11 protein-coding genes and 1 pseudogene are annotated in these 18524 nt (G+C 46.0%); 7 read left to right on the top strand and 5 right to left on the bottom strand.

Annotated elements, in window-relative coordinates:
• Positions 1-22 precede the first annotated feature (22 nt).
• The 4 genes from JGK39_RS04505 (at position 23) to JGK39_RS04490 (ending at position 10016) form a co-directional block, all read left to right on the top strand.
• The gene (locus JGK39_RS04505) at positions 23-4672 is read left to right on the top strand and encodes a PAS domain S-box protein (protein ID WP_293249249.1); all 4650 of its coding nucleotides are present in this window, start codon (positions 23-25) and stop codon (positions 4670-4672) included.
• 201 nt (positions 4673-4873) lie between these two features.
• Positions 4874-5731 (top strand): DUF1361 domain-containing protein, encoded by an 858-nt coding sequence (locus JGK39_RS04500; protein ID WP_293295842.1) that lies wholly within the window; start codon positions 4874-4876, stop codon positions 5729-5731.
• A 304-nt stretch (positions 5732-6035) separates the two neighbouring features.
• Positions 6036-8009, top strand: coding sequence for an ABC transporter ATP-binding protein/permease (locus JGK39_RS04495; protein ID WP_293295844.1), 1974 nt, complete (start codon positions 6036-6038; stop codon positions 8007-8009).
• 363 nt (positions 8010-8372) lie between these two features.
• Entirely contained in the window at positions 8373-10016 is a 1644-nt protein-coding gene (locus tag JGK39_RS04490; protein ID WP_293249240.1) for an NB-ARC domain-containing protein, read from the top strand.
• Between the two features lie 697 nt (positions 10017-10713).
• On the opposite strand, the gene JGK39_RS04485 is transcribed toward JGK39_RS04490, so the two are convergent.
• The 5 genes from JGK39_RS04485 to JGK39_RS04465 all read right to left on the bottom strand — a co-directional run bounded on the left by JGK39_RS04485 (position 10714) and on the right by JGK39_RS04465 (position 15328).
• The gene (locus JGK39_RS04485; protein ID WP_293249237.1) at positions 10714-12444 is read right to left on the bottom strand and encodes an NAD(P)H-quinone oxidoreductase subunit 4; all 1731 of its coding nucleotides are present in this window, start codon (positions 12442-12444) and stop codon (positions 10714-10716) included.
• A 245-nt stretch (positions 12445-12689) separates the two neighbouring features.
• The gene (locus tag JGK39_RS04480; protein WP_293295846.1) at positions 12690-13391 is read right to left on the bottom strand and encodes a DUF4079 domain-containing protein; all 702 of its coding nucleotides are present in this window, start codon (positions 13389-13391) and stop codon (positions 12690-12692) included.
• A 32-nt stretch (positions 13392-13423) separates the two neighbouring features.
• Positions 13424-13633 carry a hypothetical protein gene (locus tag JGK39_RS04475; protein WP_293249231.1) on the bottom strand — a complete coding sequence of 70 codons (210 nt, stop codon included), beginning with the start codon at positions 13631-13633 and terminating at the stop codon, positions 13424-13426.
• Between the two features lie 241 nt (positions 13634-13874).
• A complete protein-coding gene (locus JGK39_RS04470) occupies positions 13875-14273 on the bottom strand; it encodes a YHS domain-containing (seleno)protein (RefSeq protein ID WP_293249228.1) in 399 nt (132 codons plus the stop codon).
• 122 nt (positions 14274-14395) lie between these two features.
• Complete coding sequence (locus JGK39_RS04465; RefSeq protein ID WP_293249225.1) at positions 14396-15328, bottom strand: ADP-ribosylglycohydrolase family protein; 933 nt, start codon at positions 15326-15328, stop codon at positions 14396-14398.
• Positions 15329-15619: 291 nt separating this feature from the next.
• Here JGK39_RS04465 and minC point away from each other — a divergent pair, with 291 nt between their 5' ends.
• From minC to minE, 3 genes and pseudogenes are all read left to right on the top strand, one after another.
• Complete coding sequence (minC, locus tag JGK39_RS04460; RefSeq protein ID WP_293249222.1) at positions 15620-16417, top strand: septum site-determining protein MinC; 798 nt, start codon at positions 15620-15622, stop codon at positions 16415-16417.
• Between the two features lie 413 nt (positions 16418-16830).
• On the top strand, positions 16831-17637 hold the full coding sequence (gene minD / locus JGK39_RS04455; protein WP_293249219.1) for a septum site-determining protein MinD: 807 nt from the start codon (positions 16831-16833) through the stop codon (positions 17635-17637).
• A 215-nt stretch (positions 17638-17852) separates the two neighbouring features.
• A pseudogene (minE, locus tag JGK39_RS04450) lies at positions 17853-18110 on the top strand (cell division topological specificity factor MinE); the annotation flags it as partial.
• Between the last annotated feature and the right edge of the window lie 414 nt (positions 18111-18524).

Below are 18524 nucleotides of genomic sequence, written 5' to 3'. Positions count from 1 at the left end.
AATATAGTTGAACTGCCGACAGATGGAATACTTTAAGCTGAAAAAATTCCAAATTTCACCGTATTTAGGGGCAATTTCCACATTAATAGCAATTTTAGTCGGAGTTGGCATTTTAGACCGATCGGAGCAAGAGCGATTTTTGCAACACAACCGCGCTAGCACGATCGAGCGACTCAGCACAGTCCGTTCTAAGCTGGAAGGCTCTTTGAATTCTCGGCTGTTGTTAATGCGGGGTTTCGTGGCTGACATTTCCCACAACCCAAACATCACCGAAGCCGAGTTTGCAGCGATGGCGAGAATTCTGATGGGACAGCAAAGAGGAATTCGCAGCCTAGGTTTAGTTAAAGGCACAACCATTGCTTATATGTATCCGCTTCAAGGCAATGAACAGGCGATCGGAGTTGACTTGACAAAGGTACCGGCACAGCGCGAAATGGTCAAAGAGGCGATCGACACCAGAAAAACTGTGCTTGCTGGGCCTGTGAAATTATTGGCGGGGAATGTGGGGTTCATTGGTCGATCGCCCATTTTTCTCACACCCCCAGGCGCAGAACCCGAAACAGGGCCTTTTTGGGGATTGATAGGGGTTCTCATCGACCAAAACGATCTTTTACAAGAAGTAGGACTCAACGATCCCTCAACTAAGCTGCAATACGCTGTGCGCGGCAAAGATGGGAAGGGAGTGTCAGGCGAGGTGTTTTTCGGCGACAAGGAGATTTTTCAGAAGAATCCGGTGGTGCTGGAAGTGCTATTGCCCAACGGTTCCTGGCAGTTGGCAGCAATTCCGGCGGGAGGATGGCAGCAGAATTCGTCACGGCGGGGGTGGTTGCTCTCAGGAGGCGGCTTGCTGGCAGTTTTGAGCGGGGTGGCGGTTTTTACGGGGATGTACGGCCGATCGATGCTGCGATCGAGCGAAGCTAAGTACCGGCAACTGGTTGAGAATGCTAACAGCATTATTGTGCAGTTAGACAATGAAGGCAAGATTACTTTTTTTAATGAGTTTGCGGAAAATTTTTTCGGGTATTCACAAGCAGAAATTATTGGCAAAAGTGCGATCGGCACAATTGTAGATCCGGCTACACTGTCGGAAAATCAGTTAGTCATAATGATTCGAGACTGTTTGGCACAGCCGGACAAATACTTCCAACACGAAAATGAAAACATCCGCCGCAATGGGGAAAAAGTCTGGATAGCCTGGAGAAACAAACCTGTGGTCGATCGCAAAGGGCGATCGATCGGGCTGCTGTTCGTCGGTACAGACATTAGCGATCGCATCCTAGCAGAAGCCGCGCTGCAAGAGAGCGAATCTCGCTATCGAGCGATTGTCGAAGACCAAACCGAACTGATTTGCCGTTTCTTGCCGACGGGAGTTATTACTTTTGTCAACGATGCCTACTGCCGCTATTTCAATAAATCGCGATCGGAGCTGATCGGCAATTCTTTTATGCCTTTGAGTTGGGAAGAAGATAGAAACTTTTGCAGCGATATTTTCAATTCTTTAAGCCTACAAAATCCCGCTATTACCTGGGAACACCGCGTGGTTCTCGACACGGGCGAAATTCGCTGGATACAGTGGACTGACAGGGCAACTTTTGACGAAAAAGGTGGGGCGATCGAATATCAAGGAGTGGGGCGCGACATTAGCGATCGCAAACAAGCTGAACTCGCCCTGCAAGCTTCGGAATCACAACTTCGAGCTTTATTCGCGGCAATGAACGACGTAATTTTCGTGATTGATACAGAGGGACGCTACCTGAAAATTGCCCCCACCAATCCCGAACTTTTGTACAAACCGCCGGCAGCACTCATAGGCAAAACTCTGCACGAAATCATGCCGCCAGAATTAGCAGATGTTTTTCTCAGTCAAATTCGACTTACCGCCAACACAAAGCAGACCAATTCACTAGAATACAGCCTGCAAATTGGCAACAAAGACATTTGGTTTGCCGCTAACATTGCGCCAATGCAGGAAAATACTGTTATTTGGATGGCCCGGGACATTACCGATCGCAAGCAAGCTGAAAATTGGTTGAGCGCTCAAAAACAAATTTTAGAAATGATTGCTCAGGGTGCAACTCTTGGCGATACTTTAAATACTTTAGTTGAAATTATCGAGCAGCAATCTAGAGATGTCATGGGTTCGATTTTGATTCTAGCTCCAGACGGCAAACATTTGCTGCACGGAGCCGCGCCCAGTTTGCCAGAAAGTTATAATGCTGCTATTAATGGAGTAGCCATCGGCCCGAATGTCGGTTCTTGCGGCACTGCTGCCTATCGCTGCGAACAGGTGATCGTTACAGATATTGCCAGCGATCCTTTGTGGCAAGACTTTCGAGATTTAGCCTTGAGTTTTGGACTGAGAGCTTGCTGGTCTACTCCTATTGTCTCATCTGGGGGTCAAGTTTTGGGAACTTTTGGCATGTATTACGCCCAACCGCGCACTCCCCAAAATTTTGAGCTGCAATTGATAGAATCTGTCAGGCATTTAGCGGGAATTGCGATCGAGCGGAAACAGGCAGAAGAAAGTCTCAAACAGCTCAATGAAGAACTAGAAAATAGAGTCGAACAAAGAACTGCTCAATTGATGCAAACTGAAGAACGCTGGCAGTTAGCGCTCAAAGGTAACAATGACGGCATTTGGGATTGGAACTTGCAAACAAGAGAAATATTCCTGTCCGATCGATTTAAGGAAATCACCGGATATGAAGACATCCCAAATCTCGATTACTTTGACCAATGGAACAGAAACACCCATCCCGATGATTTATCTTTAGTAATGCAAGCTTTCCAAGACCATTTAGACAAAAAAACGCCGCATTACATCACCGAATATCGCTTGTTGTGCTACAACAGCACCTACAAATGGATACTCAGTCGCGGACAAGCTTTGTGGGACGCATCTGGAAAAGCAGTCCGCATTGTTGGTTCAATTACTGACATCACGGAGCGCAAAGAAGCAGAGTCAGCACTGCGAGAAAGCGAGGCAAGATTCCAAAAACTGTCGGGCAATGTGCCGGGAGTAATTTATCGATTTGTGTTGCGTGCAGATGGCTCTTTCAGTTTTCCTTACATTAGTCCTGCTTGCCGAGAAATGTTTGAGCGAGAACCAGAAGCTGTTCTGCAAAATGCGGCTTTGATAACAGATTTAATTCATCCCGACGACCGCCAAAATCATGACGAATCCGTTGCTGTTTCAGCCCAAACTTTGCAACCTTGGCACTGGGAAGGACGGTTCGTGCTACCTTCCGGTCAAATTCGCTGGTTTCAGATAATTTCGCGTCCTGAAGCTAGAGAAAATGGTGATATTGTTTTCGATGGCATCAGCATTGATGTTACGAATCGCAAAGAAGCTGAATTAGCTTTGCAAGAGAGCCAGCAGTTTGTTCAAAAGATTGCCGATGCTACTCCCGGTATTTTGTATCTTTATGACTTGGAAGAACAGCGAAATATCTATGCTAATTCTTCTATGGGCACGCTTCTTGGCTATACATTTGATGAAATTAAAGCGATGGGTTCATCACTAATGACTCAGTTAATTAACCCCGAAGATTTGCCAAAAATTTTGGAATATCACTCGAGATTTGCAGAAATTAAAGATGGCGAAATTAGGGAAATTGAGTACCGGATGCTGGCGGCAAACGGTGAATGGTTTTGGCTGCAAAGTCGGGATACTATTTTTAGCAGAAATTCTCAGGGTCGGTCGAAGGTAATAATTGGATTTGCCCAAGATATTACGACTCGTAAACAATCAGAGGAAGCTCTGCGACAAAGCGAGGCGCGAGAAAGAGAAAGAGCTATAGAGTTAGAGTCAGCGCTGCGGTCATTGCGCTCTACTCAAGCTCAACTCATTCAAACTGAAAAAATGTCTTCTTTGGGTCAATTAGTTGCAGGCATCGCCCACGAAGTTAATAATCCGGTTAACTTCATTCACGCTAACATTGCTTATCTACACCAGTATACTACACAGTTGCTGGATCTGGTGCATCTTTACGAACACGAGTATCCCGAACCTAATGCAAAAATTGTCGATCGCATTGAAGAGATAGATTTGGATTTCATGACTGAGGATCTGAGAAAACTTGTAGGTTCGATGCAGGTGGGAACCGATCGCATCCGGCAAATTGTGCTGTCGCTGAGAAATTTCTCGCGGCTGGACGAATCGGCCATGAAGCCTGTCGATATTCACGCGGGAATTAATAGCACTTTGTTGATTTTGCAGCATCGCTTGAAGAGTCACGACAGGCGCCCGGAAATTGAAGTAATTAAGGAGTTCGGGAAACTGCCGCCGGTGGAGTGCTATGCGAGCCAACTGAATCAAGTGTTTATGAATATTATTGCTAATGGAATTGATGCTATTGAAGAACGATATCAAAAGTTGTCGGTTCCTTTATCAGAGACTAAGAACGGCCGAATAGTGATTTCCACTGGTGTAACAGATCGAAACACTGTGATGGTGGAAATTTCGGATAACGGTACGGGGATTCCGCAGGCGGTGATCGATCGCATTTTTAACCCGTTTTTTACGACAAAAGCTGTGGGGAAAGGTACTGGCTTGGGAATGTCGATCGCGCACTCGATTGTGGTAGAAAAGCACAAGGGCAAGATTGACTGTATCTCGGAAGTCGGATGCGGGACGACTTTTGCGATCGAAATCCCGATCGGCAAAACCTAAGTAGAAGGAAGAAGGAAGAAGGAAGAAGGAAGAAGGAAGAAGACTTACACAGTTATTGTAGGGTGCATCAGCTCATAGCCTGATTATCTTTGTTGAGCAAGGAGCCACAAGCTGACGCACCCTACAAATTAGCGACTAAGATAGATTCAAGCTGCTGAGAAAGCGGTGCTGCATGAAACCTTTAATTGTATAAAAACTGACATGATGGGATTAATCCTGGAAGCGATCGCAGCAATGGGACAGAATGTCCGCTGGATGTCTTGGAATTTGTTTTTAGGTTTAGTACCGCTGGCGTTGAGTTTTTGGCTCTTCCGCAAACCTCGATCGCGCTGGCTGCTGTGGGGTACGTTGGTTCTCCTGGGCGCTACTTTTTTGCCCAGCACGCGCCATGTTTTGTCCTATCTCAAGCACATTGTGCAAGATGTGGGCACAACTTACGTTTTGGGGGCGATCGCGATTACGCTAGCACTGATGGCTGTAGACATCTGGGTACTGCGGCAGCGCGGAGTTCGCTCTCTCCGCTGGTGGGGCGGTTTTTTCTGGTTTATCGCGTTTTTACCCAATGCACCCTACGTTTTAACTGATATCATTCACCTGATCGAGCAGATTAAAGATGGTAGCTCGGTGTGGGTGGTGACATTGGCGCTGATTCCGCAGTATCTGGTGTTTATGCTGGCGGGATTTGAGGCTTACGTGCTGTCGGTGATGGGTTTGGGTTACTATTTGAAGCAACAGGGTTGGGGTAGATTTATCCTGGCAACGGAGATAACTATACACGCACTTTCGGCGATCGGCATTTATTTAGGACGATTTATCCGGTTCAACACTTGGGACATTCTGGCGAATCCCGATGCCTTAGTTAACACCGTCATGAATGATTTGATTGGTAAGCGTCCGTTTGTAGTAATGGCTGCAACATTTGTCGTCATTGCTGTTTTGTATTGGGTGTTCAAGCAAGTTAGTTTGGGGATTAGCCAGCGATTTTACTACAATCTATCGTCGTCGGAGGCGATCGGCGAAACCGCCACTTCTGCCGATCCCATAGATTTAAGATTTTAGATTTACCCACAACTAACCTAGAAACTGTTTGCCTCTCCACGGCTTAATTCAGAAAACAAATATTCCTCTGTGGGTGACACCATGTCCGGTAAAATAACCGCCATCTGGTTTGTAGTGAGGACTTTAGTCCTCTAATTTTCATGAGGACTAAAGTCCTCACTACCAACCAATTTAATTGTGGTAGTTCTCTTCGGACATGATATGAGACCAATCTCTTCCCTAAACTCCCAAATAAATTACTGCGGCAATCGCTAATAAAACTTGATATGTTATAAAAGCCGAAGTAGTTTTGCAAACAGCTAAGATGAATCGATTTGACCGTCAGTTGTGGGAAAGATTTATTGCGATCGCTCAGCCTTACTTTTATCCTTTAGAGCCTGGGGGAGGCAGGATTTTTCTGGGATTAGTAGCGCTGTTGTTAATATTTCTGTTCGCTGCTATGTTTGTACTCATCAGTGTTGTATGTTTGGGGGGTGCCGCTCTTTTTCCCGCTTTTTTCAATAATATTGCTGCTGGGTTAGTTAGTTTGTTGCAAGGAATTATTCATTCTCCCGCAATGCTCATTATTGCCTTGATGCTAATTATTCCTTTCAGCGCTTTTGTATTAATCAAAGGCAGAGTTATAGCGCATTGGCAGTCGTGGGCATTATTGGCTTTATTGCTGTTATTGTCCCTGTCTGTCAGCGGTTTGAATGTCATAATTAGTTACGTCAGTAACTTTTTCAACACAGCTCTATCAAAGAAAGACCAGCTCAATTATTGGAAGTATCTTTTTGTCTATGCAGGGGTTTTTGTAGTCGGCACTCCCATTGTGGTAATTTACCGCTACACCCAAGATAAATTCGCTCTCTACTGGCGGGAATGGATGACAAATAAGTTTCTGAACAAGTATTTTAAGAATCGGGCTTATTACGAAATAAATTCACACAAGGAAATCGACAATCCCGACCAAAGAATTTCTGAAGATGTCAAATCGTTCACTGATACAAGTTTGACATTTATGCTGGCGATTCTGACTTCAATAATTACTATTATATCTTTCACAGGTATCCTGTGGTCAATCTCGAAACAACTTTCGATTTTCCTGATTATCTATGCTATGTTGGGCACGACCGCCAGTCTGATTTTTGGTCAAAGATTAGTGCCTCTGAATTTCGAGCAACTTAAAAAAGAAGCTAATTTCCGCTACGGACTGGTTCACATTCGCGACAATGCTGAATCCATTGCCTTTTATGGGGGGGAAGAGCGAGAATCGATGCAAATAAAGCAGCGGTTCGTGGAAGTATTCCGCAATTTTAATTTGCTAATTGGCTGGCAGCGAAATTTGGATTATTTTACAACTGGATACGGGTATGCTGTGGTGATTATTCCGGCTTTGTTTCTCGCTCCTGCTTACTTTGCCGACAAAACTGATACGATCCAGTTTGGAGACATCACTCAGGCTGGTTTTGCTTTCCGTCAGGTTTTAGCCGCTTTTTCACTGATTGTCAGTCGCATTGAACCCCTTAGTTCTTTTGCAGCTAGCATCAATCGCTTGACTGTATTTACAGATACTTTGGAAGCAGAAAGGGCGGTATCTCGTGCAGGAGGAACTACTATAGATGTCGTAGTAGATTCTCAGTTGACGCTGGAACACGTTACTTTAGATACTCCCAAGCATCAAAAGACTTTGATTGAGGATTTGTCGGTAGCGGTGTCGCCGGGAGAAGGACTGTTAATTGTCGGTCAAAGCGGTTCTGGGAAGAGTTCTTTGCTGCGGGTTATTGCGGGTTTGTGGGACTCGGGAACGGGTCGTCTGGCGCGGCCGGAATTGGCAGAAATGCTGTTTTTGCCGCAGCGTCCTTATCTGATTTTGGGCAGTTTGCGATCGCAACTTCTGTATCCCAACACCAGCAGCGAGGTTGATGAGGAACAATTGCGCCGCGTTTTGGCATTAGTAAACTTAGCAGATTTGCCGGACAGATTGGGCGGTTTTGATGAGGCTTTAGATTGGGTAGAGATTTTGTCCCTGGGAGAACAGCAGCGTTTAGCTTTTGCTAGATTGTTGTTGACCCAACCGCGATATGCTATTTTGGATGAGGCGACAAGTGCTTTGGATTTGAAGAACGAGCAACTTTTATACGAACAGTTGCAAGCCACTAAAACTACATTTGTGAGTGTCGGCCACCGATTGAGTTTGTTGAAATATCACCAGCAGGTTTTGGAACTTTTGGGTGATGGGAGTTGGCGGCTGCTTTCTGCCGAAAAATACCGCGCTAGTACGAAGGTTTTTGGCTGATAGAGCGCTGCTACAGATGATATCATGTCCGGTAAAAAAATAATGATCGGGTTGGTAGTGAGGACTTCAGTCCTCATCCAATGAAAGGACTGAAGTCCTCACTACCAACCTGTTCGCTGGCTGTTGTTCTATCTGACATAATAGGACTGATTGCATCACTGATTGCATCATGGTTTGGATCGCAGTTTATTCAGTTGCATTCTTTTTTTGAAGTAGTACCAAAATCGATGATAGGGTATAAATATCTCAAACTGCCCGAAAAACCGACAAGCAAGCTGAAGATTGACAGATTCAATTGTTCGCCCGCGAGAACTCAGAGAATATAATAGAAGATAGATTTTTAGTACAGGCGAGATTCCTACCTTGACTACTCCGATTCCTCAAAACTTTGTGCAAACGATCGCGAAAGAGCGCGGTGTCACAGATGCCGAGTTAGAGACTGTGTTTATGGCTCTCGACGGGCAATCTACGGCTACCATCGCAACCAAGCTTGGCATTAGCGACATCGCAGTTCGCAAAAGACTAGGCGAAGTTTACAAAAAGTTTCAGATTGCGGGGAACGGCCCTGGAAAGCTCTCGGAATTGAGGCATCAGTTGCTATTTTCATACCACACGGAGCAGGGTTCGATTGATTTTAGTCGAGGTAAAGGATCTCTGTTCAATATGCCGATCGCGCGCCGACAGGAAGATTGGGGCCAAGCACCGGATGTTACAGTTTTTTACGGGCGGACTGAAGAATTAACTACTTTAAAGCAGTGGATTGTATCCGATAATTGTCGCGCAGTAGCGCTGCTGGGTTTGGCCGGTAGCGGCAAAACAACTCTGTCGGTGCAGTTAGCAAAACAGGTACAGCAGGAGTTTGATTTTGTGATTTGGCGATCGCTGCGATCGGCACCAACAGCATCCGACTTCCTCACGGGCTTAATTCAACTTTTTGCTAACCAACAAAAGTCCGCTCTGCCCTTAGCGGATCCCTCGCAGGCGATCGACTTTAACGGCAAAATTTCGCGCCTAGTCGAGTATCTCCGCAAGCAGCGCTGTCTGATAATTTTAGACGATTTTGAAGCAGTGCTCAAACCAGAAGAACTAGCGGGACATTACCGCGAAGGCTGTGAAGGATATCGAGATTTAATTGTGCGGCTCTGTGAAGTCAATCACCAGAGCTGTTTTGTCCTAGTTAGTGCCGAAGAACCTACGGAAATGGCTTTGCTAGCTGGAGAAAAAGTCCGGTTTTTAAAGCCGGCTATTTCCGAGGAAATAGCCCGAGGTATTTTCAAAGAAAAAGGTTTGTACGCCCCAGATAGAGAATGGGAAATATTGTTAGCCCGGTACGGAGGCAATCTGTTAGCCATGAAGATTGTGGCGACAACGATTCACGAGTTTTTCGAGGGAAATATTGTCAAATTTTTGGAAGCGACGGCGTTATTTATTGAAGAACACATCAGCAATTTACTCGCGCAGCAGTTCGATCGAATGTCAAATTCAGAACAAGAGATTTCCTACTGGCTGGCTATTGCTCAAAGTCCGATTTCCCTAGCTACTTTGCGAGAGCAGATGTTAGTCAATTCGTCCCTTTCCGATTTGCTAAAAAATCTCGATTCTCTCGGCCGTCGCTTTCTCATCGAAAAAATCAGTGCAGGCGGGCAAACTGTTTTTAGGCTTCAGCCTTTAATCGTGCAATATGTAACCGAAAGATTAGTCGAGCAGATTCAAGTGGAGATTTTGGAGATAGTCAAAACGCAAGGAATAGAAAGAATGTGGCTGTTAAAAACTCACAATCTTAGTACGAGTGTTGCTCAACAAAAAGAAAGTAAAGAGGCTCGCACTCGCTCAATTGTAGAATTAGTTAAAAATCGGCTGCAAGTGTTGTTCCTGAAAACTGTAGGTTCGGAAGCACCGCTAAATATCCTGACGAAAGTTGCTTCGGGGCTGGAAGATAAATCGATGCTTGAGGTGGGATATGCTAGGGAAAATCTAGCCCAGATTATTGCAGAAATTCGGCGCTAGTATCAGAGCCTGCAAATTACAATTATGAAAAATACTGCCCTAGTATTTGTAGGGTGTGTCGCCCTGAAAAATCCGTAAATTCAATCGACTTTTCGAGCGGCGACGCACCTTAGGAATGAAAATTTAATAACTTACAGTTTTTATGCTTCTTGTGGAACGGGCGAGACGCCCGTCCTTTCTGTACGGGCGAGACGCCCGTTCCACTTTCAAGAGTGTAAATTATTTAATTTGCGCTCCTTAGATGATATTTGAGAAAACAAGGGGAAAAATTGTTTTGTCGCAATATTGTTCAACTGTATAATAAACTTTATCCGTTTGTAGCGCGGACTTAAGTCCGCTCTTCGGCTGCGGACTTAAGTCCGCACTACAAACCGTTTTTGTTATGGCGATCGACCAGAAATGAAATGATATGATAGGTCAACCGCAAATGTCAATCAAAGAAATACAGATCGACGCAGATTCATTTTAAATCAAAATAGTTTGTGAATGAATGGAAGAAGTCTAAGGTGCATCCTGCGTGGTGCGTCGCTACTCGAAAAGTCGATTTTTTCGCATAAATCTGCGATCGCGACGCACCCTAGGATTCTTCGACGCACCCTACCCTTACTTGGTTGCCGAACTTCCTTCTACAAAAAAAACGATCGCCCTTTAACAAAAGCGATCGCCCAATTTTCAGCAAAAACAGAATTGGATAAAATTATTTGACAATCCCAAAAGCCGATGCAGATTCAGAGCCTGTAATTTTGCCCAAAGCAGGTGCTTTTGAAACTTGGGCAATTTTGGGAGCCAAAAAGCCCTTCGCATAAATCTGAGGATTTTGTTGAACGATGAGGGTGTAAGATTGGCGGACTTCGGCGTTAACAGCCACAGTCTTCGCGTCGTAAGCCTGCATCGCCATGTTTGGATAAAAACCAATGCCGACAATCGGAATCAAGAAGCAAAATGCGATCGCCACTTCGCGAGGTTTAGCATCGATAAACGGTGCATCACCAGGCAAAACGCAACTATTACCGAAACAAACCGCTGCATCCAGATTTTCTCGCTGATTCCGCAAATCTAGATCTTCAAGATCGCAAGCTGCCAATGTTCCGCAGTTGTAAAATAACTGTCGCAGCATCGAGAGCAAATAAATCGGTGTCAAAATCAGTCCCACTGCCGCCAGGAACACTATTACTGCGCGGAAAGAAGTACCGTAAATATCGCTAGTTGCGACGCCCACAAACACGGAGAGTTCGCTAGCAAAACCGCTCATACCGGGGAGTGCCAAAGAAGCCATCGCGCCCGCCGTAAACAAGGCAAACACTTTCGGCATCACTTTCCCAATCTCGCCCATCTCGTCCATGATCATGGTGTGGGTGCGATCGTAAGTCACGCCAGCCAGGAAAAACAATACTGAGGCGATCAAACCGTGGGAAATCATTTGCAGCATCGCCCCGTTGATTCCCAAATCCGTGAAGGAAGCAATACCCAACAACACGAATCCCATGTGAGAAATCGACGAGTTCGCCAAGCGGCGCTTCATGTTCGTTTGCCCGAAGGAATTCAGCGCGCCGTAGATAATGTTAACTACGCCGAGCACCGCCATAATCGGTGCAAAGTAAACGTGTGCTTTCGGAAGAAGTTCCAAATTCAGGCGAATCAGTCCGTAGCCGCCCATTTTCAGCAACACGCCGGCCAGAATCATCGACACAGGAGAAGATGCTTCGCCGTGGGCGTCAGGCAGCCATGTGTGGAAGGGGAAAATCGCGAGTTTCACGCCGAAGGCAATCAACAATCCCGCATAAAGTAGGATTTCTAAACCTAGCGGGTAATCCTTCAAGCCGAGTTCTACCATGTCGAAGGTGAGGTTTCCTCCGCCGTAGAATGCCATTGCTAAGGCAGCGACGAGAATAAAGATGGAAGCGCCGGCGGTGTAAATCAAGAATTTGGTAGCTGCGTAGCGGCGGTTTTGTCCGCCCCAAATCGAGATTAGCAAGTACACGGGAATTAGTTCTAATTCCCAGACAATGAACAGCAGCATGATGTCTTGGGCGACAAATACTCCGATTTGTGCCGAGTACATCACCAGCATTAGGAAGTAGAAGAGTCGCGGCTTGCGATCGACTTCCCATGCAGCAAAAATGGATAGCGTCGTCACCAATCCTGCCAACAACACCAGCGGAACTGACAGCCCGTCAACCGAAACATACCAGTTGAGGCCTAAAGAAGGTATCCAGGGATATTGCTCGACGATTTGGAAAGTGGAGATGCTGGGATCGTAGTGCGTCAAAAACACCCAGCACATTAATACAAAGTCTGTAATGCCTACGCCCAGCGCATACCAGCGCACGGTTTTGCCGTCTGTATCGGGCAGAAAAGGGATGGCGAGGGAAGCTACGAGGGGTAGCATGACAATCGCGGTCAGCCAAGGAAATTGATCCGCTATCATGATATTGAGAATAAATACTTAGTTGAAAGTTACGACAATTATAATACTTAATTTAATAAAAATTTAAGATTTGCAAATATTTCTTTGTAACAACATCGGAACTGGCTATAATACACAGATTGCGATAAATGTCAAGAGCTTTTTCGATTAAAAATATAAGGTACGTTGTTGCGCTTGGGCGCTCTTTTCCACAACATGAAAGAGCGCTCAAGCGCAACAACGTACCTAAAAAGTAATCCGATCGCTCAAGGCTTTGGGCAAGTCTTATTGGCGAAGTCACAGCTATAAATATAAGGTTTCTGCCAGCTCAGAGGAATTTCTAATAAATCCCTGGTTCCGGTCATTCCCAGTCCCAGAAACAGCAGCACAGCGATCGAGTTCAAGATGACATGGACAGTGCGCCAGCGATTCGATCGATCTTTGTAAATGTCTTGAACGATCGCCAGGGAGAAAACCATCAGCAGCGCAGCAGCTATACCAATATAGTAGTGAGACCAATACCATTCATCGCTGCGCCGAAAAACGCCATCTTGAGCGCCAAGAATCACCAAGCCAGCACCCGTCAATGTCGCAAATACGCCGCGCCACATAGCAGGTGTCGATCGATATAACATGACCAAAGAGGCGATCGTGGCCACAAACATCAGCACAATGAAAATGACCTGAAACGAGTTTTTGCTCCAAACATCCTTGCTCAAAATATGCTCAAAAATAGCGTAGCCCAAACCCAACAGCGTCACTCCTACCACAGATCCCGACAGAATTTTACCTGCTTTGACGTGTTCTGAACCGACTGCTGGGGGAATTTTGCTCTTATCCCCGGATGCAATTTGCTGGCGGCGCTGCCTAGTTTGCCAAGCCATATTCAGCACAATACCCAGCATCGGAAAAACGATCGCCACAGCTAAAACAGGATGAACCAAAGCCATAAAATCTTTAAATTCCATAAAGCACTTTTTCCTTCTTAAACTGGATAAAACTAAACTTTTGAGATTTTCACGAAATCGATCGCCCGATCGCGATAGAACAAAACGCGAGGCTTCAATAAAATCCCAAATAGCAGGAAGAGAGACTTTAACTCACCCGCTAAAATAACCGAACCGAACATGACGGTATTGGCGATCGGTATCCGGTGGCTGGAGGCACTGTCTCGACGGTGCAAGCCCAAATAATTAAGCCGTGAAGTCATATTTTTTCAGAAATTTTTATGAATTGGCGTCAAGCACAGGCTTTCGGGCCTGTGCCACCAGAGTTCAGATTGCTTGTGGGGTGGGCGTCCCGCCCGCCCTTGTCAACCAAAGGCTTTCGGGCCTGTGCCACCAGACATCAGATTTATTGTGGGGTGGGCGGGAGAACCCGCCCTTCAAAAACTTATTAGCAGTGGTGCAAGATGTGAGTTTGAGGCAAGTATGATGGTTCAACCAAACGGTTCATGAGTACCCGTGCATAACTTTTATTTTAGCCGATCGAAACAGTTCTTTGTTATTCAGAATAGCCGGCCAATTCTTGTTTGCTAAAGCAATGTGACCGGGAATATCACCCATCCACTGTGCCTGTACTTTCTTGTCGTAGTTGAGATCGAGCTTCCCATTAACAATTTTCCAGGCGTCAGGCTGGGTGACAACAAGATTGCCTTCACTGGCAGCTTGGGCGCAATATCCACCGTATTGAGGAGCATACTTTTCAGGATTTTTAGCAAACATATCACGGTTTGGTGCACTTGCAAACATCCAAGTTATTCCATGCCAATTATGTTTAAATTGGGTAACTCCCATCACTAATTTGCTTTGGGTGAAATAGGCTGCGACATCCTGACCATCAAGAACCACACCTTTTTCGGTATTATTTGGTCAGGTGCGGCTCTGTGAGATTGTCAATTTTTATGCGGGGATTTTCGATCGCGACGCACCCTACGGCTACGGCTAGTGTTGCATAAAAACTCGGTTTATACTCACGGGTGCGTAAGTCCTACAGTCAAGAGTTGTTCGGCGAAAGATGCAATTAGAGTAAAATCGGTCAATTGCGAGAGCCATTTTTGCGGTATAGCAGATTCGCCGTAAAAAGCCCCCGCCAACTGTCCGTAAACCGCACCAGTTGTATCCGCATCGTCGCCCAAATTTACGGCCAACAAACACCCTTCGGCAAAAGACGAACTGTTATAAAACGCCCACAGTGCGGCCTCCAAAGACTTAACGACATAACCAGTACCCTTAATTTCAGGAGGTTGTCGCCGTTTAAAAGAACCCGCCGCTATTTCATCGATTTCTGCTACCAGGGGGTGCGCGGCCCAATATTCGGCGATCGCACAATATCTTTCCGAAAGCAAAACTTCTTTACTAACTCCATTGACAGCCCCCGCAATTAAAGTACCGAAATAGTGGCAAGCATCGACGCAAGTAGCAGCGCCGTGAGTAGTGCGAGAACTTTCTCCAGATTTTTCTATGACTTCTAAAGGATTTTTAGCATAAAACAAAGGTACGGGAGCCAAACGCATAATCGAACCATTTCCAGCAGTCCAAGATTCGGTAGCACCGCAGTAAGGCTTTTTTGTATCTTCAAACTGCCAAAGTGCTTGTTGAACCGTATTGCCAATATCAAAACACTCGCCCGTACTGCTCAAATGTCCGTCTATACACCACTTCAGATAAGTTTCTAATTGATGGACTGGATCGAAACCTTTTTTTTCAATCAAACTTTCAGCTAAACAAAGTGCCATTGATGTATCATCCGTCCACTGTCCCGGTTGCAGGCGAAAAGGGCCGCCGCCAACCATATCGTTAATAGGCTCAAAGGTTCCGGGGCGACAAAATTCTAAAGTTGTTCCCAAAGCATCGCCAACTGCCAAACCGATCAGACTGCCGCGATAACGTTCTATTTGCTGCATAGTAATTGTAAATTAATAATTACATAACTTAGAAAACGTGGTTAAATGTGCTACTTTTAGCGGTAAATTACGCAGTTTACAGCTACTGTATTCTTCTCTTAATTTTCTTTCTCTGTGTACTCTGCGCCCTCTGCGGTAAATAAAAAAAAATCTTGTTCAAAAATGCAATAGAATTGCCATACTTGCGGTTAAAAATAAAAAAACCCGACTTTTCGCCCCAAAGACTGAGGCAAAAGACCACTCAAGCTAATATTGATGTTAACCTTTCGCTACCCGAGATCGAACAGTCCCATGACACCCGATGCCTCCGCCGGAGCTGCTGCCCCCACTCCTCAATCAACACCCGAAGTTAGCTTAGATCTGCAAGTCCGGCTCAAGACTGAAGACGGACAGCTATTGTTGCTACTTCCCCCAGAAACCAACAACGAGCCCGCAACTGGTACGGCATCGACTTGGACTGAACTTTGCCAGCAGCTAAAACTCAGGCTGAATGCTGGAGAACGCTTTTGGCAGCCGAATGCAGAAGTACAATTGATGGGGAGCGATCGACTTTTAGATATCCGCCAACTGCAAGAAATTGCCGGTGCCCTCTTGGAAGCGGAACTGCAACTCAAACGAGTCCACACCAGCCGCCGCCAAACTGCCGTAGCTGCGGCAACGGCAGGCTACTCTGTAGAACAGCAGCCTCCGGTTTCTACCCTGGCTAAATCCGCCGAAAAACCGCAATCGCTGGCGGAACCTTTATATTTGCAGATGACTGTGCGATCGGGCCAAGAAATTCGTCACCCAGGGACGATCGTACTTTTGGGAGACGTAAATCCTGGCGGCTCAGTCGTCGCCGGAGGCGATATCCTGGTTTGGGGGCGTTTGCGGGGCGTCGTACACGCGGGTGCCGGCGGCAACACCAACAGCGTGATTATGGCCTTGCAGATGGAACCGATGGTGATTAGGATTGCTAAGTACGTTGCCCGAGGCCCAGAAACCTCACCCGCTCAGTTTTTCCCGGAAGTCGCCTATGTGACGCCTCAGGGGATTCGGATCGGTAGGGCCTCTGATTTTGACAAATCGCAGTTAATCGGCGGTAATTAGTCAAGAATCATTAGTCATTAGTCATTGGTCATTAGTCATTGGTCATAGTGCGAGCGTCCCCGCTCGCGAACGTTAGTAGTCATTGATCGTTGACAATACTGTTGCTCTTTAAGTCGGCGCTTGATAATTTTGGTCTTGGCTCAATCAGTTAGTCAAGGAAATTTTCAAATTTTAGTGCTGATTCAGAGATCATTCGTAGAACAATGAGAGTTATGAGTTTTGAGTGTTGAGTTGATTCAATGAATAAAAGATTGCTGCCAAATCCTCAAAAAAAAATGCCAACGAACGACAAATAATAAGATTAATTGCCCACGACTAATGACTGATAACTAATGACTGATAACTAATGACTGATAACTAATGACTGATAACTAATGACTGATGACTAATTACCAATAAATCTAAAATCGCTTATGGCTCGCATTATTGTTGTTACATCAGGGAAAGGCGGAGTCGGAAAAACCACATCGACAGCTAATCTCGGCATGGCTTTAGCTAAGCGGGGGCGCACCGTTGCGGTAATTGATGCCGATTTTGGCCTCAGAAATTTAGACTTGCTGCTGGGCTTAGAAAACCGCATTGTTTACACGGCATTAGAAGTTCTAGCCGGAGAGTGCCGGTTAGAGCAAGCTTTGGTGAAAGATAAGCGGCAGCCGCGTTTGGTGCTGTTACCGGCGGCGCAAACTCGCATGAAGGATGCCATCAGCGCCGATCAAATGAAGCAGCTTGTTGGGATGTTGGGAGCAAAACATGACTATATTTTGATCGACTCTCCGGCGGGAATTGAGCAGGGTTTCCAAAATGCGATCGCCCCGGCGCAAGAAGGTATCATTGTCACGACTCCAGAAATCGCTGCTGTCCGCGATGCCGATCGAGTCATCGGCTTGCTGGAAGCCAACAATGTCAAAAAAATCAGGCTAATCGTCAACCGGATCAGGCCCGCAATGGTGCTGGCAAATGATATGATGTCGGTGCAAGACGTGCGGGAAATCCTCGCCATTCCGCTGTTAGGCGTCGTTCCCGACGACGAGCGCGTCATCGTTTCCACCAACCGAGGCGAACCATTAGTATTGTCGGAAACCACCTCTTTAGCTGGTACTGCCTTCGACAATATTGCCCGCCGTTTAGAAGGCGAAAAAGTTGATTTTTTAGATCTCACTCCTCGTCGGGAAACGTTTTTATCTCGTCTCCGCAAGTTTTTCAATACTAAAATTATGTGATGTGCTGCCCTATTGGCGATCGACCTTTAATAGCAGCCACTGCATCGCAAAAACTAGCCGAAAAATTCCCGGAGTAAAACCATTTCGCAAAAAGCATCAAACTGCTTCCCCCGACTCCAAACCAGACGGGAATAAGTCATTCCCCAATCTAAAATCTAAAATCTAAAATCGCCTGACTTTTTCTATGCCCAACCATTGACAAACCCGCCGCAACCATGATATACACACTTCTCGAACGACTTTTCCCGCGCATCCCTGACAACAGCCGCGACGATGTAAAACGCCGCCTCAAACTCGTTCTAGCCCACGATCGGTCAGAACTCAGCCCCGAAATGGTTGAGTCTATGCGCCGAGAAATTCTAGAGGTGGTGTCTCGCTACGTGGAAATTGATACCACTGAGTCAGAGTTCGGTCTCGAAAGCGACCAGCGGGCTATGTCACTGATCGCAAATCTGCCGATCCGGCGAGTGAGACTGGAAAATCCACCGGAAAATTTGCCCTATAAATTGCCGGAAAAATTGCCCGAGAATGTACCTGAAAAGGTGGCTGAGTATGTACCGGAGTATGTAGTCGAAACTCTCCCCGAAACTCCCGAAACTACAGATTGATAGGAATTGGGATTTTCTTTTCAGTAAATGAGTGCGATCGGCTCGCCATTTAAATTAAACTATCTCTCTAGAATTAAAATCTTGCGGGACGCGAACTCTTAGCGCGCCCCAAGTATGCAATTGAAATAACAAAAAGCTTTCCCTCTAAAATCCGGTCAATTAACCCTAAAACAATAGTTCGTAGTGAGGACTTTAGTCCGCATCAAAGAAAGGACTAAAGTCCTGACTACGAACCAATAGCCAGTATTTTACCTAACCTGAATCGAGTCAATCACCGAG

This window comes from Microcoleus sp. PH2017_12_PCY_D_A, from assembly GCF_020738565.1.
Lineage (GTDB): Bacteria > Cyanobacteriota > Cyanobacteriia > Cyanobacteriales > Microcoleaceae > Microcoleus.
The sequence above is the reverse complement of the archived record's forward strand: the minus strand, read 5'-3'. Positions and strand labels throughout refer to the sequence as shown.